The 24,635-nt window shown below is 55.9% G+C and carries 20 protein-coding genes; 7 read left to right on the forward strand and 13 right to left on the reverse strand.

Translation table 11 applies throughout. The annotated features are described in order from the left end of the window. Position 1 precedes the first annotated feature (1 nt). The 11 genes from GGR95_RS15390 to xdhA form a co-directional block, all read right to left on the reverse strand. The gene (locus GGR95_RS15390) at positions 2 to 610 is read right to left on the reverse strand and encodes a glutathione S-transferase family protein (RefSeq protein ID WP_184567439.1); all 609 of its coding nucleotides are present in this window, start codon (positions 608 to 610) and stop codon (positions 2 to 4) included. A 37-nt stretch (positions 611 to 647) separates the two neighbouring features. Further along, positions 648 to 1,691, reverse strand: a complete 1,044-nt coding sequence (locus GGR95_RS15395; protein WP_184567441.1) for a succinylglutamate desuccinylase/aspartoacylase family protein — start codon at positions 1,689 to 1,691, stop codon at positions 648 to 650. Then, complete coding sequence (rimK, locus tag GGR95_RS15400; protein WP_184567443.1) at positions 1,688 to 2,593, reverse strand: 30S ribosomal protein S6--L-glutamate ligase; 906 nt, start codon at positions 2,591 to 2,593, stop codon at positions 1,688 to 1,690. The genes GGR95_RS15395 and rimK overlap by 4 nt, the downstream gene beginning before the upstream one ends. Continuing rightward, a complete protein-coding gene (locus GGR95_RS15405; RefSeq protein ID WP_184567445.1) occupies positions 2,593 to 3,066 on the reverse strand; it encodes an ATP-dependent zinc protease family protein in 474 nt (157 codons plus the stop codon). Before GGR95_RS15405 ends, rimK begins: the two co-directional genes overlap by 1 nt. 435 nt (positions 3,067 to 3,501) lie before the next feature. Next, a complete protein-coding gene (locus GGR95_RS15410; RefSeq protein WP_184567447.1) occupies positions 3,502 to 4,575 on the reverse strand; it encodes a BMP family ABC transporter substrate-binding protein in 1,074 nt (357 codons plus the stop codon). 53 nt (positions 4,576 to 4,628) lie between these two features. Next, on the reverse strand, positions 4,629 to 5,549 hold the full coding sequence (locus tag GGR95_RS15415) for an ABC transporter permease (protein WP_184567449.1): 921 nt from the start codon (positions 5,547 to 5,549) through the stop codon (positions 4,629 to 4,631). Further along, complete coding sequence (locus GGR95_RS15420) at positions 5,549 to 6,631, reverse strand: ABC transporter permease (RefSeq protein ID WP_184567451.1); 1,083 nt, start codon at positions 6,629 to 6,631, stop codon at positions 5,549 to 5,551. The genes GGR95_RS15415 and GGR95_RS15420 overlap by 1 nt, the downstream gene beginning before the upstream one ends. 48 nt (positions 6,632 to 6,679) lie before the next feature. Further along, positions 6,680 to 8,197 (reverse strand): ABC transporter ATP-binding protein, encoded by a 1,518-nt coding sequence (locus tag GGR95_RS15425; RefSeq protein WP_184567452.1) that lies wholly within the window; start codon positions 8,195 to 8,197, stop codon positions 6,680 to 6,682. Further along, positions 8,194 to 8,961: a xanthine dehydrogenase accessory protein XdhC gene (gene xdhC, locus GGR95_RS15430; protein WP_184567454.1), complete on the reverse strand. Its 768-nt coding sequence runs from the start codon at positions 8,959 to 8,961 to the stop codon at positions 8,194 to 8,196. Before xdhC ends, GGR95_RS15425 begins: the two co-directional genes overlap by 4 nt. Beyond that, the gene (xdhB, locus tag GGR95_RS15435; RefSeq protein ID WP_184567457.1) at positions 8,958 to 11,285 is read right to left on the reverse strand and encodes a xanthine dehydrogenase molybdopterin binding subunit; all 2,328 of its coding nucleotides are present in this window, start codon (positions 11,283 to 11,285) and stop codon (positions 8,958 to 8,960) included. The genes xdhC and xdhB overlap by 4 nt, the downstream gene beginning before the upstream one ends. Then, positions 11,282 to 12,649, reverse strand: a complete 1,368-nt coding sequence (xdhA, locus tag GGR95_RS15440) for a xanthine dehydrogenase small subunit (protein WP_184567458.1) — start codon at positions 12,647 to 12,649, stop codon at positions 11,282 to 11,284. Before xdhA ends, xdhB begins: the two co-directional genes overlap by 4 nt. Before the next feature lie 154 nt (positions 12,650 to 12,803). Here xdhA and GGR95_RS15445 point away from each other — a divergent pair, with 154 nt between their 5' ends. From GGR95_RS15445 to GGR95_RS15455, 3 genes are all read left to right on the forward strand, one after another. After that, a complete protein-coding gene (locus GGR95_RS15445) occupies positions 12,804 to 13,448 on the forward strand; it encodes a hypothetical protein (RefSeq protein ID WP_184567460.1) in 645 nt (214 codons plus the stop codon). A 9-nt stretch (positions 13,449 to 13,457) separates the two neighbouring features. Next, positions 13,458 to 16,982, forward strand: a complete 3,525-nt coding sequence (gene dnaE, locus GGR95_RS15450; protein ID WP_184567462.1) for a DNA polymerase III subunit alpha — start codon at positions 13,458 to 13,460, stop codon at positions 16,980 to 16,982. Between the two features lie 92 nt (positions 16,983 to 17,074). Beyond that, a complete protein-coding gene (locus GGR95_RS15455; RefSeq protein WP_184567464.1) occupies positions 17,075 to 18,022 on the forward strand; it encodes a hypothetical protein in 948 nt (315 codons plus the stop codon). Between the two features lie 2 nt (positions 18,023 to 18,024). Here GGR95_RS15455 and GGR95_RS15460 read toward each other — a convergent pair whose 3' ends face one another. After that, entirely contained in the window at positions 18,025 to 18,219 is a 195-nt protein-coding gene (locus GGR95_RS15460; protein WP_184567466.1) for a SlyX family protein, read from the reverse strand. A gap of 118 nt (positions 18,220 to 18,337) precedes the next feature. Here GGR95_RS15460 and hisS point away from each other — a divergent pair, with 118 nt between their 5' ends. Genes hisS through hisG form a run of 3 tightly spaced genes read left to right on the forward strand, consistent with a single transcriptional unit; the run spans position 18,338 to position 21,599 of the window. Beyond that, positions 18,338 to 19,834 (forward strand): histidine--tRNA ligase, encoded by a 1,497-nt coding sequence (hisS, locus tag GGR95_RS15465; RefSeq protein ID WP_184567468.1) that lies wholly within the window; start codon positions 18,338 to 18,340, stop codon positions 19,832 to 19,834. Next, positions 19,834 to 20,913 (forward strand): ATP phosphoribosyltransferase regulatory subunit, encoded by a 1,080-nt coding sequence (locus tag GGR95_RS15470; protein WP_184567470.1) that lies wholly within the window; start codon positions 19,834 to 19,836, stop codon positions 20,911 to 20,913. Before hisS ends, GGR95_RS15470 begins: the two co-directional genes overlap by 1 nt. Next, positions 20,910 to 21,599 carry an ATP phosphoribosyltransferase gene (hisG, locus tag GGR95_RS15475; RefSeq protein WP_184567472.1) on the forward strand — a complete coding sequence of 230 codons (690 nt, stop codon included), beginning with the start codon at positions 20,910 to 20,912 and terminating at the stop codon, positions 21,597 to 21,599. Before GGR95_RS15470 ends, hisG begins: the two co-directional genes overlap by 4 nt. On the opposite strand, the gene GGR95_RS15480 is transcribed toward hisG, so the two are convergent. Then, positions 21,600 to 22,049, reverse strand: a complete 450-nt coding sequence (locus tag GGR95_RS15480) for a DUF1489 family protein (protein WP_184567527.1) — start codon at positions 22,047 to 22,049, stop codon at positions 21,600 to 21,602. A gap of 186 nt (positions 22,050 to 22,235) precedes the next feature. Here GGR95_RS15480 and GGR95_RS15485 point away from each other — a divergent pair, with 186 nt between their 5' ends. Continuing rightward, entirely contained in the window at positions 22,236 to 24,524 is a 2,289-nt protein-coding gene (locus GGR95_RS15485; protein WP_184567474.1) for an adenosylcobalamin-dependent ribonucleoside-diphosphate reductase, read from the forward strand. Positions 24,525 to 24,635 lie beyond the last annotated feature (111 nt).

The raw sequence follows: 24,635 nt of genomic DNA on the forward strand, positions 1-24,635 counted from the left end.
ATCAGACGCCGCCTTTTTCCACGGCGCGAATGTAAGCGGGGCGCGCCTCAAGAGCCTCAACAAATGCCGCCAACTTGGGATAGGCTTCACGGTAGCCCATGCGCATGGCAATTTGTGCAGGAAAGCTGAGCATGATGTCCGCAGCTGACAAGTGGTCCAGCACAAAATGGCCAGAGGGGCGCAACACGCTTTCCATGTAGGAAAAGTGGTTTTCTAATTCGGATTTAATACGCGGATGCAGCGGTGCACCGGCGTCGCCCAGACGACCAACATAGAGGTTTAGCAAAACCGGCGTCATGGCAGAGCCTTCGGCGAAATGTATCAACTCCAGATGGCGGGCATAGGCGGGAGTGCTGGCGTCAGGGATCATCTGGGGCGCGAATTTGGCGCAGAGCAATTCGGTGATTGCGGCGCTTTCGGCGATCATCACCCCGTCCATCTGGATCAGTGGGGATTTGCCCAAAGGATGCAGCGCACGCAGCGCATCGGGGGCCAGATTGGTCTGGGCATCGCGTTCGTGCAGCACAAAATCATAGGGCGCGCCAATCTCTTCCAAAAGCCAGAGAATGCGCAGCGAGCGGGACCTGTTGAGGTGATGAAGTGTGATCATCACCCCAGCTTAGTGGCTTTGCCCTGCTGCGCAAGCGTCAGATGATTTCATCTTCGTCAAACAGCGGTGCTTCTTCCAGTTGCGTGGCCAGTTCGTCCACCGCAGCTTCGGCCATATCGCCAAATTTCACAGCCGCGATGTGCAGCAAGGCATCGCCTTCATGCACAATCGGCACAACGGCACGTCCTACGATGATGCCGCTATAGCGGGTTGTGACTTCGATCTCTTCCTCGCCAAACGGATCGGAAATCGCGGCAACGATATCGCCTTCGGACACAACATCCCCTTCGGCCTTGTACATGCGCAGCAAGCCCCCCGCAGGCGCACGCAACCAATGGCTGTTGGAACACAGCAAGGGTGCTGCTTTGGGCGCTGCGATGCCAGCTTTGGGCAACATTCCGGTTTCTTTAAGCACCCGCAAGATACCCGCAACACCAGCGCGTACCGACATTTCGTCAAACCGCATGCCTTCGCCAGCTTCATAGAGCACAACATCGACGCCGATCTTTTTGCTCTCTTGGCGCAGGCTACCATCGCGCAACGCACTGGTCAGGATTACAGGCGCGCCAAAGGCTTTGGCCAGCTTCATGGTTACGCTGTTGTTGGCTGACACGCGTACCTGCGGCAGGTTTATCCGGTTCACCGCAGCGGAATGCAGATCAATGCCGAGCGTGCAACGGGCCACAATTTCGTTCAGGAAAATATACGCCAGCCGCGACCCAAGTGAACCATGCGGTGAGCCGGGGAAACAGCGGTTTAAATCGCGCCGATCAGGTAGATAGCGCGAGTGATTTAAAAAACCGAAAGTGTTCACAATCGGCACCACAATAAGAGTACCGCGCAGGGATTTGAGGTTTTTGGAACGCAACATACGGCGCACGATTTCCACGCCGATTACCTCGTCGCCATGGATGCCCGCGCTAACAAAGGTGGTCGGGCCATCGCTGCGGCCATGGATAATATGCGCAGACAAGGTGACCGGTGTGTGATCCGACAGCGTGCTGACAGGGATTTCGATGGTCTTGCGGGTGCCTGCCTCAACAATGCTACCCGCAATCTCAAAAGGTGCGCGTTTTTTCATCCCTTGCCTTTGGTCTTGGTTGCATTGGGTTTGGCGTTCTTTTCAAGGTATTCGATGATCATGCCGGCAATATCCAGACCGGTCGCGTTTTCAACGCCTTCAAGACCAGGGGATGAATTCACCTCCATCACCACGGGCCCGTGATTGGAACGCAGCATATCAACACCGCACACATTCAGCCCCATTGCCTTGGCTGAACGGATCGCTGTTGAGCGTTCTTCAGGTGAAAGCTTGATCACTTGGGCAGAGCCGCCACGGTGAAGGTTGGAACGGAAATCGCCTTCCGCGCCTGTGCGTTTCATCGCGGCAACTACTTTGTTGCCGATAACAATCGCGCGGATGTCAGTGCCGCCCGCTTCTTTGATGAATTCTTGCAGCAGGATGTTCACGCCCGCACCGCGAAACGCCTCAACCACAGACACGGCTGAACGTTTCGTATCTGCCAGAACCACGCCGATGCCCTGCGTCCCTTCCAGCAGCTTGATCACCACAGGCGCACCGCCTGCCAGCGCCAACACTTCGTCGGTTTGTTTGGGGTCATGGGCAAATGTTGTGACAGGCAGGCCAATGCCGTCCCGCGCCAACAATTGCATTGAGCGCAGTTTATCCCGCGAACGGCCAATGCCTACGCTTTCATTCAGGGGGTAGACGCCCTGCATTTCAAACTGCCGCAAAACAGCCGTGCCATAAAACGTTACCGAAGCGCCGATGCGCGGAATGACTGCGTCATAGCCCTCCAGCTTCTCGCCGTTGTAATATACCTCGGGACGGCGCGTTGCGATGTTCATGTAGCAGCGCAGCGTGTTGATGATATCCAACTGATGACCCCGCGCTTCTGCTGCCTCTTTCAGGCGCTTGTGCGAATAGAGGTTCGGGTTGCGGGCAAGCATTGCAATTTTCATCAGTTCGATCCTTCAAAGTCTGGCTTGTCACTGACCAGATATGACTGGTCGGGATGAACAAGAATGTTACGGCTGCGCAAGGCGCGACGGCCTAAAATGAGTGGAAACCGCATGTTCCCACGGTCTGTGAGGGAGATGTCAATTTTCCACTGTCGTCCTGCTAATACCATGGGTGTGCGGATAACGATACGCGTCTCCGGCGTGCCGCTGGTATTTGTAATGTCACGGTTGGCATAAACAGGGAATTCGCAAACCTGCCCTTGGTTGCCCTCAATGTCGGGAGCCGTAAAACGGACCCACTTTTGGCCGTCTTGCATAAACGTCTCGATGTTTTCTGCATGCAGAGCCGTGGTCTTTGCTCCGGTGTCGACCTTAATCGCGAAATCCATCAGGCCCATCTCGGGCAGGCTGATACACTCGTGCCAGCCGATGACCGTATAGGATTGCGAAAGTTCAGTGGTGGCATTTTTCATTTGGCTATATTCCGTGAGTAGACCAGACAAAGACAGGATGCGCGCGTTTTAAGAGAGACGCCAGTGGTAGAAATTGGCAGTGTTGAGATTGCTAAATACGATTTATGGGTGCGATGAAAGGGGCTATTTTTGACAATCTACCGTGGGTTTGTGGTGGGCCAACTGAAGGTTGAAAATGGAGGGAAGCATTATGGGTAACACGCTGCCTGATGCAGTGATTGGCCTGTATCAAAAGCAAGCCAACGAATGAGATCAACGCCAGATGTGTAGCATCTTTGCCCAACTCTGCTGGTGGTCTCTTGATGTTCACACTCGGCGCAACTCTCGGCGAGGCGAACATTTGTTTGTGTCGCAATTCCTAAAGTAAATATGGATATCTAACAAAAAAGGCCCCGCCAAACGGCAGGGCCTTCTTAACTTAGGCAATCATCCAGCTTATTGCGGGATCGTGCCTTCGATGCCTTCAACATAGAAGTTCATGCCAGCAAGCGTGGCGTCATCTGCTGTCGCGCCATCGGCCAGAAACTCTGTGCCATCTTGCTTGTTCAGCGGGCCAGTGAAGGCGTGATAGGAGCCATCAGCCAGCGATGCTTTCAGCGCCAGTGCTTCTGCTTTGATGTCCGCAGGAACCGCATCAGAGATTTCACCGATGCCGACCATGCCAGCGCCGATGCCGTCCCATGTGTCTTTGGATTCCCATGTGCCATCCATCAACGCCTGTGTGCGTGCAATGTAGTATGGCGCCCAGTCATCAATGATGGAAGAAACACGCGGGTAGGGCGCATATTGGCTCATGTCGGATGCCTGACCAAAGGTCACAACATTGCCCGCTTCTTGGGCCGCTGCTTGGGGTGCTGTGGAGTCTGTGTGTTGCAGGATCACGTCCGCGCCTTGTTCAATCAGAACCTTGGCAGCGTCTGCTTCTTTTGCAGGGTCAAACCATGTGTAGGCCCAGACAATTTTGAACTGTACGTCAGGGTTGGCTTTGCGTGCGTGGATGAACGCCGAGTTGATGCCACGGATCACTTCGGGGATAGGATAGGAGCCGATGTAACCCACGACGTTGGATTTGGTCATCTTGCCCGCGATGAGGCCCTGAATCGCGCGACCTTCATAAAACCGTGCAGAATAGGTGCTGACGTTATCGGCGCGTTTGTAACCAGTGGCGTGTTCGAATTTCACGTCTGGAAATTTGGCCGCAACATTGATTGTTGGGTCCATAAAGCCAAAGGATGTGGCAAAAATCATATCCGCACCATCCAGCGCCATCTGCGTCATCACACGCTCGGCGTCAGGGCCTTCGGCTACGCTTTCGACGTAGACGGATTCAACTTTGTCGCCAAAGCGTTCTTGAACAGCCAAACGGCCTTTTTCATGTTCATGGGTCCAGCCGCCATCGCCGATTGGGCCAACGTAAACAAAACCCAGCTTGGTTTTATCTTGGGCGTGGGCGGCTGTAACCAGCCCCATAACCAGCGCAGCGCTGGCCAATAGTTTGGTGAATTTCATTTCAGGTTTCTCCCCGTTAGATCGTTGTCCGCTCTTTGGCGGATAGAGTTGCCTCAGGATGAGGCGTGGAAAATGCGTCCAAGTGATCCGGGTGCAGCACCCTTGTCACGCGACAAAAGCACAAGGACAACAATGGTCATAACATACGGCGACATTGCCAGATATTCGACAGGAATAGCAACGCCTGCAGCTTGGAGATTAAGTTGCAACTGCACAAGCCCGCCAAAAAGATAGGCACCCAAGAGCAAGCGGAGTGGCTTCCATGAGGCGAATACAACCAGTGCAAGGGCGATCCAGCCGATGCCGGCGGTCATGCCTTCGGTCCATTGCGGCACGCGGATCAGGCTGATGTATGCGCCGCCGACACCTGCACAGGCGCCGCCAAACATGATGGCGAGTGTGCGGATGCGCTTTACCTTGAACCCCAGTGCGTGGGCCGCATCATGGTTTTCACCCACTGCCCGCAAGACCAATCCGACGCGCGAATATTTCAAAAGCGCCCAGACAGCGACGACCAGTACCAGACCCAGATAAAGGATGATGTCGTGGCTTAATACAATTGGGCCAAACACGGGAATATCGCCCAAAATACCGAAATTTACATCGGGCAACCGTGGCGGTTTTACTCCGACATAGCTTTGTCCTAAGAGCGCAGAAAAACCCAAACCAAACAAGGTAAGCGCCAGCCCTGATGCTACCTGATTGGCCAGCATCACTTGGGTTAAAAACGCAAACAGCAGGCTCAAGGCAGCGCCACCGACAGCAGCAGCTAAAAACCCCAACAGGGGTGAGCCGCTCTCAACGGCCACGGCAAAACCACAGATCGCGCCCATGATCATCATGCCTTCAACGCCAAGGTTCAGGACGCCGGTTTTCTCGACCACCAATTCGCCCACAGCGGCAAAAATCAGCGGCGTTGCGGCCACAAAGAAGCCTGCGAAAAAAAAGATCGGGTTGATTGACGACAGATCCATTAAACGACCTCCTTGCGGCCCAAACGCAGCCGATAGTTTGTGAACAGGTCAAGGGCCAAAAGGAAGAAAAGAAGCATTCCCTGAAACACTTGAATTGCGGCGGCGGGCAGTTGCAGTTTGGATTGTGCAATATCGCCGCCAATATAGGTTAGCGCCATCAGCGCCGCCGCCAGCAGAATGCCAACTGGATGCAAGCGCCCTAAAAACGCAACGATAATTGCGGTAAACCCATAGCCTACATTGAAATCAATCGTCACCTGCCCCGCAGGGCCTGCAACCTCAAACACACCGGCAAGCCCCGCCAAAAGGCCAGACATGCCCAAGCAGAACAGCACCAGTCGCGCAGGGTTGACGCCAGAAAATGCTGCCGCACGCGGGGCGTCTCCTGTGACCCGAATGGCAAAACCCAGACGGTGTCGTGCCAGCAATACATAACCAAAGATCACCGCAATAAATGCCGCAACCACCCCCCAGTGCATGCCCGTCCCCGAGAGGAGTTCGGCGTTATGCGCACTGGCATATTGTTGCAAATTGCGCGACCCGGGAAAGCCCATGCCTTGCGGGTTACGCATCAGCCCCAGCGCCATGGAGGCCAAAAACTGCTCGGCCACATAGACCAACATCAAAGATACCAGAATTTCGTTTGTGCCGAATTTCACCTTGAGGACCGCAGGGATCATCGCCCACAGCCAGCCTCCCAATGCGCCAGCCAAGACCATGAGGGGGAAGATAAATACACTTTCGGTCGGATAAAACGCCAGCCCCACACCCGCGCCAAACAGCGCGCCCATAATGTACTGGCCTTCTGCGCCGATGTTCCAGATGCCTGCCTTAAACCCAAGGCTCAGACCGATGGCAATCAGCACCAGAGGGGCACCTTTGATCAACAGTTGGGGGCTGTAATAGCGCCAGTGTTGGCCAAACAGCGGTTCCCAAAAAATCGTCTGAATTGCCTCAAAGGGGTCTTTGCCCAAAAGGGCAAACAACACGCCGCCAAAGAACATCGTGGCTGCCACAGCCAGCAGCGGTGCCGCCAGTGAAAACGCGCGGCTTGGCTCGGGGCGTTTTTCCAAGGCAATCATGTGTTGCGCTCCATTTCCACTTTTCGTGTCAGCTCAATTCCTATGGGTTTAAACATGCGCCACCTCCATGCCATGGGCACCGCCCATCAGCAGGCCAATCTCTTCAACAGTGATGCCCTGCGCAGGGCGCGGCTCAGATAGGCGGCCTTCGTTCAGGGCTGCAAAGCGATCGGATATTTCCATCAATTCGTCCAGATCCTGACTGATCACAATCAACGCGGCACCGTTTTTGGCCAGATCCAGTAATGCCTGCCGGATCGCCGCCGCGGCAGAGGCATCAACGCCCCACGTCGGTTGGTTCACCACAAAGACTTCTGGGCGTTGCATCACTTCGCGGCCAATCACAAATTTTTGCAGGTTCCCCCCTGACAAAGACCGCGCCGCCACATGTGTGCCGGGGGTGCGGACGTCAAATTTGTCGATAATGCTCTGGGCAAACCGCGTCGCGGCGGGCCAGTCCAGAAAACCGCCTTTGTCCAACCCTTCGCGCACCGCGCCAGTGAGCATGGCATTTTCGGTCAGTGACATATCAGGAGCTGCCGCATGGCCCATGCGTTCTTCTGGGGCAGTCAACAGGCCACGTTCACGCCGCGCAGTGGGGCCAAGGGGGCCGATGTCCTCGCCTTTAAAGTGGACCATGCCGCGTGGCACAGGCCGTTCGCCTGACAAGGCCGCCAGTAGTTCATCCTGCCCATTGCCCGCCACACCGCCAATGCCCAACACTTCGCCCGCACGCAGTTCAAGCGATATATCTTTCAGTGCCATACCAAAGGCATTGGGGGCAGGCGCACGCAGGCCTGTCAGGCTGAGCACAACGTCGCCTGCCTGTTGCCCCGCTCGCGTCGGCGTTTGCAGAAGCTTGCCGACCATCAGTTCCGCCATCTCGCGTGTTGTCGTTTCACGCGGGGTGCAATGGCCCACGACCTTACCCAGACGCAAAACAGTTGCGGTGTCACACAGGGTGCGGATTTCTTCGAGTTTATGCGAGATATACAAAATCGCTGTTCCCTCGGCGCTCAGCTTGCGCAGGGTTTTGAACAGAATTTCTACTTCTTGCGGGGTCAGAACCGATGTCGGCTCATCCATGATCAGCAGTTTTGGATTTTGCAAAAGGCAGCGGATGATTTCGACGCGCTGACGTTCCCCAGCAGATAAATCCCCTACGATCCTGTCGGGGGACAGGGGCAGGCCGTATTCTTCTGAGACGGCGCTGATCTGCGCGGACAATGCGCCAAGCTTGGGTGCGTTTTCCATTCCCAATGCGATATTTTCGGCCACGCTCATCGCGTCAAACAATGAGAAATGTTGGAATACCATACCCACACCTGCGGTACGGGCTGCGCTCGGCTCGGCGGGCGCAAAGGGTTGGCCGTTCATTTGCATTTGGCCGCTGTCGGGTTTGACCAACCCGTAAATCATCTTGACCAGCGTTGATTTTCCCGCGCCGTTTTCGCCCAAAAGGGCATGTACTTCACCTGGTGCGATCTTTAGCGAAACATCGCTGTTGGCGATCACACCCGGATAGGCCTTGGTGAGCGAGGTAAGGGAAAGCAACGGTTGTGTCATGCAGGAACCTTCTTGTTGGAAACGGCGAGCAGGGCTTGCACGGTGCCATGTGCTATTTGATGGGGGGCTTTGCCAAGCGTTTTATCCCCGATCGGGCAAATAATACGATTAGGGTCCAACCCTGAAGCACGCAGCCGTTTGGAAAACCGCGCCCATTTTGTGTCTGATCCGATCAACCCAATACTGGCCGCGCCGCGTTGCACTAGGGCCGCGCAAAGCGCCAGATCAATGTCATGCGAATAGGTGAAGATGAGGTGATGTGCATTGGCAGGGGCACGCGTGGCCAGTAAGGGCATATCGGAAGTAGGGATTTTGGTGATGTGTTTATCGCTGACTTGCGGAAATCTATCAGCGCTGCTGTCAATCCAAGTGATGTTAAACGCCTGCGATGGACATGCCGCGACAACAGCGCGCCCTACATGCCCTGCGCCCCAAATCCACAGGTTTTCAGGACGCTCGCCAATCTGACCGATAGGGTGCGTGGTGGTCTGCGCTGTGTCCGTTGCTTTCGGCACACGGGTGTAACGCAGGGTGACAGCGCCGCCACAACATTGCCCCAGTGACGGGCCAAGCGGGATGGTCCGGCTTTCCTCATTTCCTTCGGTGGCCAGCAAATGGCGCGCACGGTCAATTGCCAGATACTCTAGCGCGCCGCCGCCAATGGTGCCTTCGATGCCATCTGCCGTCACTTTCATCGCCGTACCCGCATCACGTGGCGCAGAGCCACGGGTGTGCGTGATCTCAATGTAAATTGCGTCATTCATCCCTGCGGGCCACACGTACGGGTGATGGCGGCCAATACGGCCTCTGCCGTAGCTGGCGTTTGCAAATCCGCATAACCCGAGCCGCAGGATGCCACAGCATCAGCCAGTGCTGACCATGCAGATATGCCCAGCATAAACGGTGGTTCACCCACAGCTTTGGAGCGGTAGATGGTATGTGCTGGATTGGGTTGGTCCCAAAGTGTGACGTTGAAGACGTCAGGGCGGTCAGAGCAGGCGGGGATTTTATAGGTCGCGGGGGCATGGGTTTTCAGTGCACCTTTATCGTCCCATACAAGTTCTTCGGTCGTGAGCCAGCCCGCGCCCTGCACATATCCGCCCTCAATCTGGCCTACGTCCAGCGCGGGATTCAGCGACTGCCCTGCGTCATGCAGGATATCGGCGCGCAAAATGCGGTTTTCACCGGTGAGTGTATCGATGACAACTTCGGTGATCGCAGCGCCATAAGCAAAATAGAAAAACGGTTGCCCGACGCCTTTGATCCTATCCCATTTGATGTCGGGGGTTTTGTAGAAACCTGTGGCCGAAAGGCTAACCCGCGCCTGATAGCTCAACTGTGCGGCCTCAGCGAAGGTAAGTGTTTTATCGCCTGCGGTGACCTGCCCATCGCTAAATGTCACTGCCTCTGGCGGGCAGCAAAATGCCTCGGCAAGGTGATCTGACATACGTGAGCGTATGGTTTCGCAGGCGTTTAACACCGCCATACCGTTCAAATCTGTACCAGAGCTGGCAGCGGTGGCCGAGGTGTTAGGCACTTTGGCGGTATCGGTTGCGGTGATCTTGATCTGTGCCATAGGTACGCCAAATTCGGAGGCGGCAACTTGGGCGATCTTCTGGAACAGGCCCTGACCCATCTCTGTGCCACCGTGGTTCAGGTGGATCGAGCCGTCTTGATACACATGTACCAAAGCGCCTGCTTGGTTCAGGTGGGTGAGGGTGAATGAAATCCCGAATTTGACGGGCGTCAGCGCAATGCCGCGTTTCAAGATCGGCTGCTGTGTGTTCCATTCTGCGATTTCAGCGCGGCGGCTTTTATAGTTGGCGGATTCAATCAGGCGCTCAGTCAATGCATTGATAATACAGTCTTTGACGGGCTGCTGATAGGGGGTGGTCTGCATGTCGGGTGCATCGGCGTTCAAACTGTCGCGATAGAAATTGGCGCGGCGCACATCCAAAGGATCCAGCCCCAGATGTTTGGCCACATGATCCATCACACGTTCAATCCCGACAATACCCTGCGGGCCACCAAAGCCGCGATAGGCTGTGGCGCTTTGGGTGTTGGTTTTTAGGCGATGCGAGGTGATGCGCACGTCCGTTAGGTGATAGGCATTATCCGCGTGCAACATGGCGCGGTCGGCGACAGGTAGGCTGAGGTCCATCGCCCAACCGCAGCGCGCATAATGTGTGAAATCGAGCGCTGTGAGCCTGCCATCTGCTTCGAACCCGACGGCGTATTCTATGCGGAAGTCATGGCGTTTGCCCGTGATGATCATATCGTCGTCGCGGTCATAGCGCATTTTGCACGGGCGTCCTGTGGCGCGTGCTGAAATGGCGCAGGCCACGGCCAAGGCATTGCCTTGGCTTTCCTTGCCACCAAACCCGCCGCCCATACGCCGTGTTTCCACCCGCACGGCATGCATCGGCAGGCCAATGGCTTCGGCCACTTTATGCTGGATTTCGGTGGGGTGTTGGGTTGAGCTGTGGATCAGCATGTCGCCATCCTCGCCGGGCAAGGCAAGGGCGGCTTGTCCTTCCAGATAGAAATGCTCCTGACCGCCGATTTCAAGCTGCCCGTCTAGGCGAAGTGTGGCGTGGGTTAGTGCGGTTTGCACGTCACCTTTGGCGTAGATACGCGGGCCTTCCTCAAAGCGGCTGTTCGCGGCAAGGGCTTGGTCAATCGTCAGGATTGGGGCTTGGTCAATCGTCAGGATTGGGGTTTGGGCGGTAATCTGGATATCGCCCAAACGCGCAGCGGCACGCGCCGCGATGTGGCTGGTGGCCACCACCAGAAATACAGGCTGACCGATGTAATGAACCGTGCCTTCCGCCAGCAAAGGTTCATCGTGGTTGGAAGGCGAAACATCATTCTCAAAGGGCAGATCAGCGGCTGTGAAAACCGCGATGACACCAGATGCATTGCGTGCTTTTTCCAGATCGATGGACGTGATTTCGCCCCGCGCAACGGGGCTGGTGCCAAAGGCCAGATGCAATGTGCCAGTGGGAGAAGGGATATCATCCACATAACGCGCAGCGCCAGTGACGTGCAGGTGGGCGGTGTCATGGGGCAGGGGCTTGGCGACGCTCATGCGCGGACCTCCTGTAGATCGGTCTGGGTTCCCGTGATGGTATGATAGGCGCGCAGCAGCATATTTTGCGCCGCAGTCATACGGTATTGCGCTGAGGCGCGCATGTCGGACAGCGGCGTGAAATCCTCTGCCAGCGTTTCCATCGCGGTTTGTACCGTAGAGAGCGTAACAGGTTGACCCGAAAGCGCGGCCTCGGCCAGAGGGGCACGTGAGGGAGTGCCCGCCATGCCGCCAAAGGCCAGACGGACAGCACCGAAATGGTTATTCTCTATTGGCAGGTTCAAGCACCCGCAGACTGCGGAAATATCCTGATCAAAGCGTTTGGAGAGTTTGTTGCAATAGAGGGTGTCCGCTTGCTTTGGCACGGTGATTGCCTCGACAAATTCACCGCGTTTGCGGTCTTGTTTGCCGTAAGCGATAAAGAAATCCTCCAGCGGCATGTCGCGGCGCTCATCCTCCATACGCAAGTGTATGTTCGCGCCAAGCGCGATCATCGCGGGGCTGCCATCCCCGATAGGCGAGCCGTTTGCGATATTGCCACCCAATGTGGCTGCTGCGCGGACTTGCGCCGATCCGTAACGCCGCAGCATTGTGCCCAAGCTGGGAAAATGCGGGTGCAATGTCTTTTCAACGTCGGCGATTGTTGTCATCGCACCAATGCGCCAATGGTCTGGCGTCTCAGTGATGCCGCGCAGGTCTGTGCATTGGTTGAGGAATATGACCTCCCCTAGATCGCGCATTTTCTTGGTCACCCAGAGGCCCACATCTGTGGCCCCAGCAATAAGCGTGGCATCAGGATTGGCGGCATAAAGCGTCGCAAGCTCACTGGTTGTGGTGGGTTGTTGTTTCGCTTGCATCATTGCAGGCGCTGGCAAGGCCAGAGACCCTAGATGTGGTGGGGCGGGTTGGGCGGCGGCCGCCTCGGCGGCGCGGATGATCGGGGCGTAGCCTGTGCAGCGGCAAAGGTTCCCAGCAAGGGCCGTGTCATGATCCTTTTCGCCGCGTTGGTGGGCGGTGGCCATGCTCATCACAAATCCGGGGGTGCAAAAGCCGCATTGGCTGCCATGGTGGGTTACCATCGCGTCTTGAACAGGGTGCAGCGTCCCATCAGGCGCGGCAAGCCCTTCAACGGTGGTGACGTGTTTGCCCGCAAGTTGGGGCAGAAACAGGATGCAAGCGTTCAGTGGTAAAGCGCCGTTATCATCCGTGACCATCACGGTGCAGGCACCGCAATCGCCTTCGTTACAGCCTTCTTTGGTGCCATTGAGGCCGCGCGCGTCGCGCAACCAATCCAAAAGCGTGGTTGTAGGGGCAGTGTCCGTCAGGGTGACGGGGCTGCCATTCAGCATAAATGAAACGTCCAAGGGGATAACCCCGCCGCGGTACCAGCTACCATTTTCGTGCCAATGTTCGATGCGGCGTAGAACATCAGGCTAACTGAGGCTACGGTGACAATATAGGATTTGGCAAGCGTTTTGGTGATGTTGACGTATAGAGTTGGAATTTGAGGGGCAAATTATGTGTAGATTTTTGGCGTTTGTTAGCGGAGTTCTCCTCTCGGCTGGGGCGGGAAATGCGTGCAGTACAGTGTTATTCGATTACAGCAGCTTCACCCGCCCACCGCAAAAACTGGATTTGAACCGCTATGTGGCAGGAAAGGAAGACACGGATTACCTATCGGTTGGCCTGAACGGGATTACATTGCAAATCAGCCCCGCCAATTGGGAAACCGCTACAGGTTTCCACGCGATTTGGAAGGCTTGGGCCGAGCGCGATGAAAGACACCCAATGGCGCAGCAGTTCCAAAACTACTTTGCAACTCTCACCCTCGTTGAAACGCCGTTCTCGACCGTTTCTGGTGAAGGGTTGGCAGGTTATCTTTCGCCGATTCTGGATGAATATCGGCCCAAGACGAACCCGATGGCGATCAATACGATTCTGTTTGCTTTTGCCGAAGATGAAAATGGCAGCGGTGCGGCATCCCTTTATTTGAACGACCCGACAGGTGAAGGCGACATGAGTGCAGTGATGGCCGAATACGCCAAATTCACAACGATTGACCCTGCGTGTGTCTCAAAAACGGGGGCATATGAGGGGCGCTATATCGCGCAAGAGGCGCAATATGTTGTTTTCCCTGTAGAGGCTTTTTCCGATAACGACTAAGTTGGGGTCATGAGCAATTCCCCCCGATTCATTCACCTGCGCACCCATTCCGAATACTCTCTTTTGGAAGGGGCACTACGCCTTAAAAAACTGCCCGGCATGTGCGCAAAGGCAGAGATGCCCGCGCTGGCGTTGACCGATACAAACAACATGTTTGCCGCGCTTGAGTTTTCAGTGGCGATGTCCGACGCGGGTGTTCAGCCCATTGTCGGTTGTCAGGTTGATCTGGAATATGTCACCGCGCAACCGGGCGAAAAACCGCGTGCGCCTGCGCCTGTGGTTCTATTGGCCCAAAGTGAGCGCGGATATGAGCATCTGATGAAGCTCAACTCCTGTCTCTATCTGGATAAAGGCGGTGCGTTGCCGCAGGTAACGATGGCCGAACTGGCAGCCCATAGCGAAGATGTCATTTGCCTGACGGGTGGTTCGTTGGGGCCGGTAGGGATGTTACTTCAAAACAATCAACGCCCCGCCGCAGAGGCGCTGATGGGGGCGCTGCATGCAGCCTTTGGTGACCGCCTCTATATCGAATTGCAACGCCATCCGGGTGAAAACGGCGCAACCGAGGCCGAACAGCAGACCGAGCGCGGCTTTGTTGAAATGGCCTATGCAATGGATATTCCGCTGGTCGCGACCAATGACGTGTATTTCCCTGCCTCCAAGATGTATGAGGCCCATGATGCGCTGATCTGTATTTCCGAGGGTGCATATGTAGATCAGCAAGAAGGCCGCCGCCGCCTGACACCGCAGCATTACTTTAAAACCCAAGCCGAAATGGTGACCCTGTTTGCTGACCTGCCCGAAGCGATCCAGAACACTGTCGAGATTGCCAAACGCTGCGCGTTCAAAACATATCGTCGCGATCCGATCCTGCCCAAATTTGCCGATGACGAAGTCGCCGAATTGCGCCGCCAAGCGCAAGAAGGACTAAAAGCGCGTCTGGCGATTATTCCGCACGCTGCCGAAGTATCGGTCTATGAGGAACGGCTGGAGTTTGAACTGGGCATCATTGAGGGCATGGGTTTCCCCGGTTACTTTTTGATCGTTGCCGATTTTATCAAATGGTCCAAAGATATGGGCATCCCCGTCGGGCCGGGCCGTGGGTCTGGTGCGGGCAGTCTGGTGGCCTATGCGCTGTTGATCACCGATCTTGACCCGCTGCGTTATTCCTTGCTGTTTGAACGGTTCTTGAACCCTGAACGTGTATCCATGCCCGATTTCGACATCGATTTTTGCATGGATCGCCGCGAAGAGGTCATCCGCTATGTGCAGGGCAAATACGGGCGCGACCGGGTGGGGCAGATCATTACTTTTGGTGCGCTTTTGTCCAAAGCTGCCGTGCGCGACATTGGCCGAGTTCTTCAAATGCCATACGGGCAGGTGGACCGCCTGAGCAAGATGATCCCTGTTGAAGGGGTGAAGCCTGTCAGCATCGAAAAAGCGCTGGCCGATGAACCGCGCTTGCGGGACGAGGCGCGCAACGAAGAAGTTGTGGCGCGTCTGCTGGATTACGGTCAACAGGTCGAAGGTCTGTTGCGTAATGCATCTACCCACGCGGCGGGTGTGGTGATTGGTGATCGCTCGCTGGACGAGTTGGTCCCGCTGTACCAAGATCCGCGATCCGACATGCCTGCCACCCAGTTCAATATGAAGTGGGTTGAGCAAGCGGGTCTGGTAAAGTTCGACTTTTTGGGTCTGAAAACCCTGACCGTCATCCAGAACGCGGTGGATCAGATCAAATCATCTGGGCGGCATTTGCATGTGGCGGCTGATGGGACCGAATTGTTTGTGCCGCCTGAAGGGCTGCTGGATGATATTTCGACGATCCCGCTGGATGATGAAGCCTCATACAAGCTTTATGCCGCTGCGAAAACCGTGGCTGTGTTTCAGGTGGAATCCAGTGGCATGATGGATGCGCTCAAGCGCATGAAGCCGAACTGTATCGAAGATATCGTGGCCTTGGTGGCGCTGTATCGTCCGGGCCCGATGGAAAACATCCCCACATATTGTGAGGTGAAAAACGGCCTTAAGGAACGTGAGTCTGTTCACCCGTCGATTGACCATATTCTGGAAGAAACGCAGGGGATCATTGTTTACCAAGAACAGGTTATGCAGATTGCGCAGGTCATGGGTGGCTATTCCCTTGGCGGCGCGGATTTGCTGCGCCGTGCGATGGGTAAGAAGATCGCTGAAGAAATGGCTAAAGAACGGCCAAAATTCGAAAAAGGCGCCATGACAAATGGCGTCGACAAGAAAAAGGCCAAGGAGGTTTTTGACCTTCTTGAGAAATTCGCCAACTACGGTTTCAACAAATCCCACGCGGCGGCCTATGCGGTGGTTAGCTATCAAACTGCATGGCTGAAGGCGAACCATCCGGTCGAGTTTATGGCGGGTGTGATGAACTGCGATATCCATCTGACGGACAAACTGGCGGTGTATTTCGAAGAGGTCCGCAAGCGGTTGGAGCTGCCGTGGGTGCCGCCCTGCGTGAACCGTTCAGATGCGACGTTCAAGGTGGTGGACGGGGCGCTTGTCTATGCGTTGGGCGCGTTGAAAAACGTTGGCGTTGAGGCGATGAAACTGATCACAGAGGGGCGCGGCGACAAGCCGTTTACGACCCTGTTTGATGTGGCGCGGCGTGTCGATCTGAAACGCGTGGGCAAACGCCCGTTAGAGATGTTGGCGCGTTCTGGCGCTTTTGATGTGCTCGATTCTAATCGCCGCCGTGTGTTCGGCGCGCTGGATGGTTTGGTGGCCTATTCCGCCGCGATACATGAACAAAAGGCCTCTAACCAAGTGTCGCTGTTTGGCGAGGCGGGCGATGATCTGCCAGAGCCGCGGATCATGGCGGGTGATGATTGGGAAGCGCCCGAACGCCTGACGGAAGAGTTCAAGGCGATCGGGTTTTACCTGTCAGGCCATCCGTTGGATGACTACATGGGCCCGCTGAAGCGCAAATGGGGTAGCGACCGTGGCGTGCCGTTCATGACGCTGGATGAACTGACGGTTAAAGTCTCAGAGCGCGGCGCAATGAATGCCCGTCTTGCGGGTGTGGTTGCGGGCCGTCAGGAGCGTAAATCGGCACGCGGTAACCGCTTTGCCTTTGCGCAACTGTCTGATCCGTCCGGCGCTTACGAAGTCACGCTGTTTTCGGATACGCTGGAGTTGTGCCGCGATCATCTGGAAACAGGATCAAAGGTTGTGATGACGGTAGAAGCCACAATGGAAAGTGACCAGCTCAAGTTGTTGGGCCGTGGTGTAACGCCTGTTGAGACTGCAGTTGAAGACGCGGGAAACATGGGGCTGCGAATCTTTATTGAGACGCCATCTGCGATTGCGGCGGTCTCGGAAGTGCTGGAAGGGGCGCGCAAAGCTGCAAAATCTAAGGGCAAAGGGCCAATCCAATTGTGCCTGATGGACCCTGCACTGCCCGGCGAAGTTGAGGTTGATCTGGGGGGCGATTTCCCTGTTTCACCCAAGATAAAAGGGGCCATTCGGTCTTTGGGCGGAGTGATGGAAGTGGAAGAGATTTAGGCCTCGGCAGGCATTAGCCAATATTGTGCCACTTGCTGGACGCGGCGGATTCACTTCGTTAAGAGGTTCTTAAGTTTTAGGGAGGCCGCCCAATGCGCCTTATACCAGTTGCCGGAATTCTTCTTTCACTAGCAGCATGCGGTGACCCGCTGGCTGGTGTTGCACGTCTGGCTGATGTTGATGTTGTGGATACCAACCCTGCCGCAGTCTTGCCTGATAGGGAAGAACTGGCGCGTGAAGGTTTCATTGGGACAACTGCCGCAGAAGGTACTGTACCTACCCAAGTGGCGGCGGCACAGTCATCGGACACTTCTGCGATGGGCGGATTTTTTCGGGGTTTAGTTAAACGTGCGGCTGCTGCTGACCCTGCCGCCGCGGTCGCGGCAGATGTGGCGCAAGGCCAAGCTGAGCCAAGCACCAAGCAACCTGCCGTTGAGCCAGAGCACACGGTGCTTGCCGGATTGCCTGCAGAGCCAGAGGCACCGAAACGCAAATTTGGTCTGTTCGGCGGTGGCCGCGCAGCAAAGAAAGATGCGCCGCGTGTCGGTCCAGATGCGCTTGATGTACCGTTTGGTACGCTTTTACCCTTCGGCGAGATTGCGCGCGTGTGCGAAGCGCGTGGCAAGCCAATGGGTCAAAAGGTTGATGGCAACGGCAAGCGCGGCTTTAGCCTGTATGACAGCAACGCTGGCGGTTTGGGGAAACGTACCTATTACCTCACTGGCTTTAGCGATAATTGTCCGCGCCAGTTCACGGCAGCAAATGCGTTGCTCGGAAAACCCTCATTTTATGAGCAAATTCGTTTTGGCCCAGCGGGTGAAAACCTGCCTGTTGCCACAACAGATGTTGCTTATGAAAAGGTCAAAAAATCGATCTGCGGCACGGGAAAGGGCAAACCCTGCGGGAGCAAGATTGAACAGTTGGACAGCAACACAGTATTCTTGACTGCGTATGAGAACATCGCAGTGAACGGCACATGGAAAGAGTTTCTTGTCCATAACGGTACTGTGCTGGCCGCTGCCGTTAAATCAGTGAACTGATTTTAGTAGTGCGGCGGGCGTTCGTCACCCACGACGACTCCGCCGCCGCCAGCGGCTTCACGTTCGCCCTCACGGCGCATCAATAGCTCAACGCGGCGGGTCAGGCGGTCAATCTCATTTTGCTGGCGTACAACGACATCCGAGAGGTCGTCGACGCTGCGCAGCAAATGGGCCATTTTTTCTTCGATGTGTTCCATGCTCTCCCTCTAGGCGGATGAGAGGCGTTACGCAATGGCTCTATGCGCCCTGAAGCTTGCCCCGCCTGCCTGCATCCGATAGAGCCGAAGCGAGATTCAAATCCTGCAGAGGTATGTCATGGCCAAGCCTAAAAAGACCCCGCGCCCAAAGGCGGAAACGCCCCGTGGTTTTCGCGATTATTTCGGCACCGAGGTGACCCAGCGCGCCGAGATGCTGGCAAAGATTGCAGGGGTTTATCATCGTTATGGTTTTGACGCGCTCGAAAGCGCTGGCGTTGAGAAGGTTGAAGCGCTGGGTAAGTTCCTGCCTGACGTGGACCGCCCCAATGAAGGCGTGTTTGCATGGCAAGAGGACGCTGAGGCAGAGAAGCCCGGTGACTGGCTGGCACTGCGCTATGATCTGACGGCGCCGTTGGCCCGTGTGTATGCGCAGCACCGCAATGAATTGCCGACGCCGTACCGCCGCTATGCGATGGGGCCTGTTTGGCGCAATGAAAAGCCCGGCCCTGGTCGCTTTCGCCAGTTTTATCAATGTGATGCTGATACGGTTGGTGCGGGTTCCGTTGTTGCCGACGCCGAGATTTGTGCGATGTTGTCGGATTGCCTTGAGGAAGTCGGGATCGAGCGCGGTGATTACATCGTGCGCGTGAACAACCGCAAAGTGTTGAACGGTGTGCTGGAGGTTGCTGGCCTGTCGGGAGATGACAAAGAGAACGCGCGCGGGATCGTGCTGCGTGCTATTGATAAACTGGACCGCCTTGGCGTGGACGGTGTGCGGGCGCTGCTAGGGGCAGGGCGCAAAGACGATAGCGGCGATTTCACCGACGGTGCGGGGCTGGATGATGCGGCGGCTGATGTTGTCATGGGCTTTATGGATGCCAAGCGCGACGATGGCGCGGCGACCTGTGCGCGGTTGCGTGAATTGGTCGGCGATAGTGTTGTTGGCCTTGAAGGTGTGGCCGAGTTGGAAACCATTGCCGAATTGTTAAGCGCTGGCGGCTACGGACCGGATCGGATCGAAATTGATCCCTCCGTTGTGCGTGGCCTTGGCTACTATACTGGCCCTGTCTACGAAGCCGAACTCACTTTTGAAATCAAAGACGAAAAAGGCCGCCCACGCAACTTTGGTTCGGTTGCGGGCGGTGGGCGATATGACGATCTGGTCAAACGCTTTACCGGACAAGAAGTCCCTGCAACGGGCGTTTCAATCGGTGTCGACCGTCTGCTGGCTGCCCTACACGCCAAGGGGCGGATGGACACGCAAGCCGAAGGCCCTGTTGTTGTCACAGTGATGGATAAGGCGCGCATGGCCGATTATCAGGCGATGGTGGCTGAACTGCGTCAGGCGGGTATTCGTGCGGAAGTATACTTGGGAAATCCCAAGAACTTTGGCAACCAATTGAAATACGCCGATAAACGCGGCAGCCCTGTGGCCATCATTGAAGGCGATGAAGAGCATCAAAATGGCATGATACAAATCAAGGATTTGGTGCTGGGTGCGAAAATCGCAGAAAATGCGACACTGGAAGAATGGCGCGACAGGCCCAGCCAATACGAAGTGCCGCGTGCCGATCTGGTGACACGTGTCCGCGAAATACTGGAGCTGTACCGCTGATGCCCACACGCGCCCAAACAAACGCCAAGGCGTCCGTTCTGCGGGCTGAATTTGAACGCCAAGGGGCACAGTCTGTTGAGCCGCCCATCTTGCAACCCGCAGAAACGTTGCTGGACCTCTACGGCGAGGACATTCGCGCACGCGCCTATGTGACCTCGGATTCGTTGCTGGGCGAACAGATGCTGCGCCCTGACTTCACAGTGCCTGTGGTGCAGATGCATATGGCACATGGCGCTGACCCTGCGCGTTATACCTATGCAGGTGAGGTGTTTCGCCGTCAGGAACGCGACCCCAGCCGCGCCAGCGAATATGTGCAGGTGGGGTATGAGGTGTTTGAACGCGACAATCCCGCCGATAGTGACGCCGAAGTTTTCGCCTTGATTGCAGCCTCTCTGGGGGATTTGCCAGTGCGGGCTGTGACTGGGGACATCGGCGTGCTGATGGCCGTTGTGCACGGGTTGAACACCACGCAAATTCGCAAAGATGCTTTGATGCGCCACATTTGGCGGCCCCGCCGTTTCCGCGCCTTGTTGGAGCAATACGCAGGCCGCAAGCCTGTGTCAGCGGTACGCAAAGCTTTGCTGGCAGGGGAATACACCAGTGATGCGCCTTTTGTGGGGGCGCGCCGCCAGCATGAGATTGACGCGAGGATCGAAGCGCTAAGGGTGGATGCGGCGGCGCCTCCTGTTTCTGAAAAGGAACTTGATCTGGTTGGGGCATTGTTGAAAGTCTCGGCACCGATGCCGGATGCCTTGGCACAATTGCATGACCTTTCAGTTGATTTGCCTGCCATTGTCCCCGCTGTGGCACGCGTTGCCGAACGCAAGGAAGCGCTAAAAAAACGCGGTATCGATGTGAACAGTTTGATGTTTGACGCCAACTATGGCCGGACCTCGATGGAGTATTACGACGGGTTTGTGTTTGGTTTTCGCGCAACAACGCGGCCAGACCTGCCGCCATTGGCGACAGGCGGGCGGTATGATGCGTTGACGCGCCGTTTGGGCGGCGGGCACGAAATTCCGGCAGTGGGCGGCGTGATGCGTCCGGGCCTCATGTTGGAACTGGAGGAAGATCAATGACGATCAAGCTTGGGGTGCCGTCCAAAGGGCGGCTGATGGAAAAGACGTTTGAATGGTTTTCTGCCCGTGGCATCCAGCTGGCGCGCGCGGGGTCTGAGCGTGAATATGCAGGCGTCGTTGAGGGAATTGACGGTGTGTCATTGGTGCTGTTGTCAGCGGGTGAAATTCCCCGAGAACTGGCGGCAGGGCGCATTCATTTTGGCGTAACCGGTACTGATCTGGTGCATGAAAAGCTGCCCCTTTGGGAGCAATCGGTGATTTCGGTCGCTGAGCTGGGCTTTGGCCACGCTGACCTCATCTTGGCGGTGCCGCATGTCTGGACGGATGTCGATACGTTACATGATCTGGATGCTGTTGCGGCTGCATTCCGCAAGGTCCATGGCCGCCGTTTGCGGATCGCGACAAAATATCACCGTCTTGTGCGCGAATTTCTGCGCGGGGCAGGGGTGGCGGATTACGCGCTGGTAGACAGCCAAGGTGCTACCGAGGGCACCGTGGCCAATGAAACTGCCGAGATGATCGCTGATATCACCTCAACAGGCGAGACATTGCGCGCCAACCACCTGAAAATTCTGGGTGATGGTATGATCCTGCGCAGTCAGGCGACCCTGTGGAAATCGCGTACCGCTGCTGTGGATGCCGCCGAGCGGCAAACGCTGGATGCTTTGCTGGCGCGGTTGGGCTGATTACAAAACGCCGATGTCGGCCAAGGCGCGGCTTAGCTCAACGGGCAGGGCGTCTTCTTGGGCGCGGCCCTTGGGAAGGTCGGCAGGGGCGTCTTCGGGTGTGAGATAGCGCCAGCCTTGGAAGGGGCGTTTCAGCGCGCAGACAGTGGGCACAACTTCGGGGGCGAGCACAATCCCGCAGCGGCGCACACCATCTTCGCCGAATTTCTCATCCAGTCGCAAAATACGCTGGCGCGCGCAAATTTCGCCTTTGATGACCCAATAGATCGAACCGCCATTCAAAAGCTCGTCAACCCGTTTTGGCCACATGCGGGTCTGGTGGTAATACTGCCCATCAGGCACCAGTTTGGCGCGCTGCGATTGCCATTCGGTCAATTGCTCTACGCTTTCTGTGCCAACAGACAGCTTGATCAGATGCACGGTTTTTTTGTTCACAGGGTTACCCACCATTTTATCCACAGACTCAGTGCCGATGATAGAAGACCTACCGCCTGAACCACATCATAGAGTAGGTCAATGGGGCTGGAGGTCAATTTATAGTAGGGGAGGTCGAAAAAAATACCAGATTCAATGGTGGTGTTTTTGACGCCTCGCGTTATGTTCCGGCTTCGCACTAACCTGAACCAAGGAATCGCCATGACCCGCTTTGCAGCCCCAATCGCCGAACAGATCTGGGATATGAAATACCGTTTTAAAGCAGCTGATGGCACGCCACATGACGTAACAGTTGAAGACACATGGCGCCGTATTGCGCGTGATCTGGCGCAGGTAGAAGACGATAAAGATGGCTGGGAAGAGACTTTCTTTGAGGCGTTGGAAGATTTCAAATACCTACCCGCAGGTCGCATCACCGCTGGGGCGGGCACTGCCCGCCGCGTGACGCTGTTTAACTGCTTTGTTATGGGCACCGTGCCTGACAGCATGAGCGGCATTTTCGACATGCTGAGAGAAGCAGCCCTGACCATGCAGCAGGGTGGCGGGATTGGCTATGATTTCTCAACCATTCGTCCCAAAGGCGCGGATGTGCTGGGCGTTTCGGCGGATGCCTCTGGCCCGTTGTCGTTTATGGATGTCTGGGACGCGATGTGCCGCACAATCATGTCTGCGGGATCACGCCGCGGCGCGATGATGGCAACGATGCGCTGCGATCACCCAGATGTAGAAGATTTTATCACGGCAAAATCCGATGCCGCCCGTCTGCGGATGTTCAACATGTCGGTGCTGATCACTGACCCTTTCATGGATGCAGTCAAGGCGAATGGGTCTTGGGATCTGAAGTTTGACGGCAAGACCTATAAAACCGTTCAAGCGCAGGACCTGTGGAACGCAATCATGCAGGCGACATATGCCTTTGCCGAACCCGGTGTGATTTTTATCGACCGCATTAACGAAGCGAACAACCTGAACTATTGCGAGACCATCGCCGCCACGAACCCCTGCGGTGAACAGCCATTGCCGCCCTATGGCGCCTGCCTTCTCGGCTCTATCAACCTTGCCCGTCTGGTCAGTACCCCGTTTGAAGAGGCAGCCGCACTGAACATCGAAGCGCTGAACGAGTTGGTGGCCACTTCTGTACGGATGATGGATAACGTCGTTGACGTATCCCAATTTCCGCTGGAAGCGCAGCAGTTGGAAGCGAAAAATAAACGCCGTATTGGTTTGGGTGTGACTGGTTTGGCCGATGCCCTCTTGATGTTAGGCTTGCGTTATGGCTCGGACGAGGCAGCGCGTCAGACCGAGGATTGGTTGCACGCGATTGCCCGCGCCGCCTATCTGGCATCGGTGGACTTGGCGAAGGAAAAGGGTGCATTCCCGCTGTTTGATGTGGAAGAGTATCTGGCTTCTGGCACAATGCGCGCAATGGACGAGGACGTACGCGAAGCCATCCGCACGCATGGCATCCGTAATGCGCTGCTGACCTCTATCGCGCCGACTGGCACAATCAGCCTCTATGCCGGAAACGTGTCGTCAGGCATCGAGCCTGTGTTCGCCTATGCTTATACCCGCAAGGTTTTGCAAAAGGACGGCAGCCGGACAGAAGAGGAAGTGGTTGATTACGCTGTGCAAATGTGGCGTGATCTGAAAGGTGATACACCACTGCCCGATTACTTTGTGAATGCCCAGACTTTGGCACCGCTGGAACATGTGAAAATGCAGGCAGCCGCCCAAAAATGGGTCGACAGCAGTATCTCCAAAACCATCAACTGCCCAGAAGACATCTCTTTTGACACGTTCAAAGAAGTTTATATGGAAGCATGGGACACTGGCTGTAAGGGCTGCACAACTTACCGTCCGAACGATGTGACAGGCTCTGTTCTATCTGTTTCTGAGGACAAGAAAGAAGCACCGGAAGTTGTGAGCCATCACGGCGAAGAGCCGCAATCGCCACATGGTGACGTGATCTATATGACCGAGCCGCTGGACCGCCCAGAGGAGTTGGAGGGCGCAACCTACAAGATCAAATGGCCCGATAGCGAGCACGCGCTTTATATCACGATCAACGATCTGGTTGTCGGCGGTCACCGTCGTCCGTTCGAGGTGTTCATCAACTCCAAAAACATGGAGCATTTTGCATGGACAGTTGCCCTCACACGGATGATCTCGGCGGTATTCCGGCGCGGTGGTGATGTGTCATTTGTCGTAGAGGAATTGAAAGCCGTCTTCGACCCCCGCGGTGGCGCATGGATGGGCGGTAAATATATCCCCTCAATCCTTGCGGCCATTGGTGGCGTGATCGAGCAACATTTGATCACTACCGGCTTTATCGAGGGTGTAGGTATGGGATTGAAATCCGACCCGCAAGCCAAGGTTGTGGGGATAGATAAGCCACGTGGTAAAGCTTGCTCGAGCTGTGGTCAGTTTGATTTGCGAATGGTTGAAGGCTGCATGACCTGCGGTAGCTGCGGGCATAGCAAGTGTGGGTGATAGAATACTAGGTTCATGTCATTTTGTGTGGGACACACCATAACATGTCCACTACGTAGGGTTTTTTGTCCTCTCGACACAGACCAAATAGCCACTGACAACGAAAGTTGT

It is taken from the genome of Sulfitobacter undariae (assembly GCF_014196805.1).
Taxonomy (GTDB): domain Bacteria; phylum Pseudomonadota; class Alphaproteobacteria; order Rhodobacterales; family Rhodobacteraceae; genus Sulfitobacter; species Sulfitobacter undariae.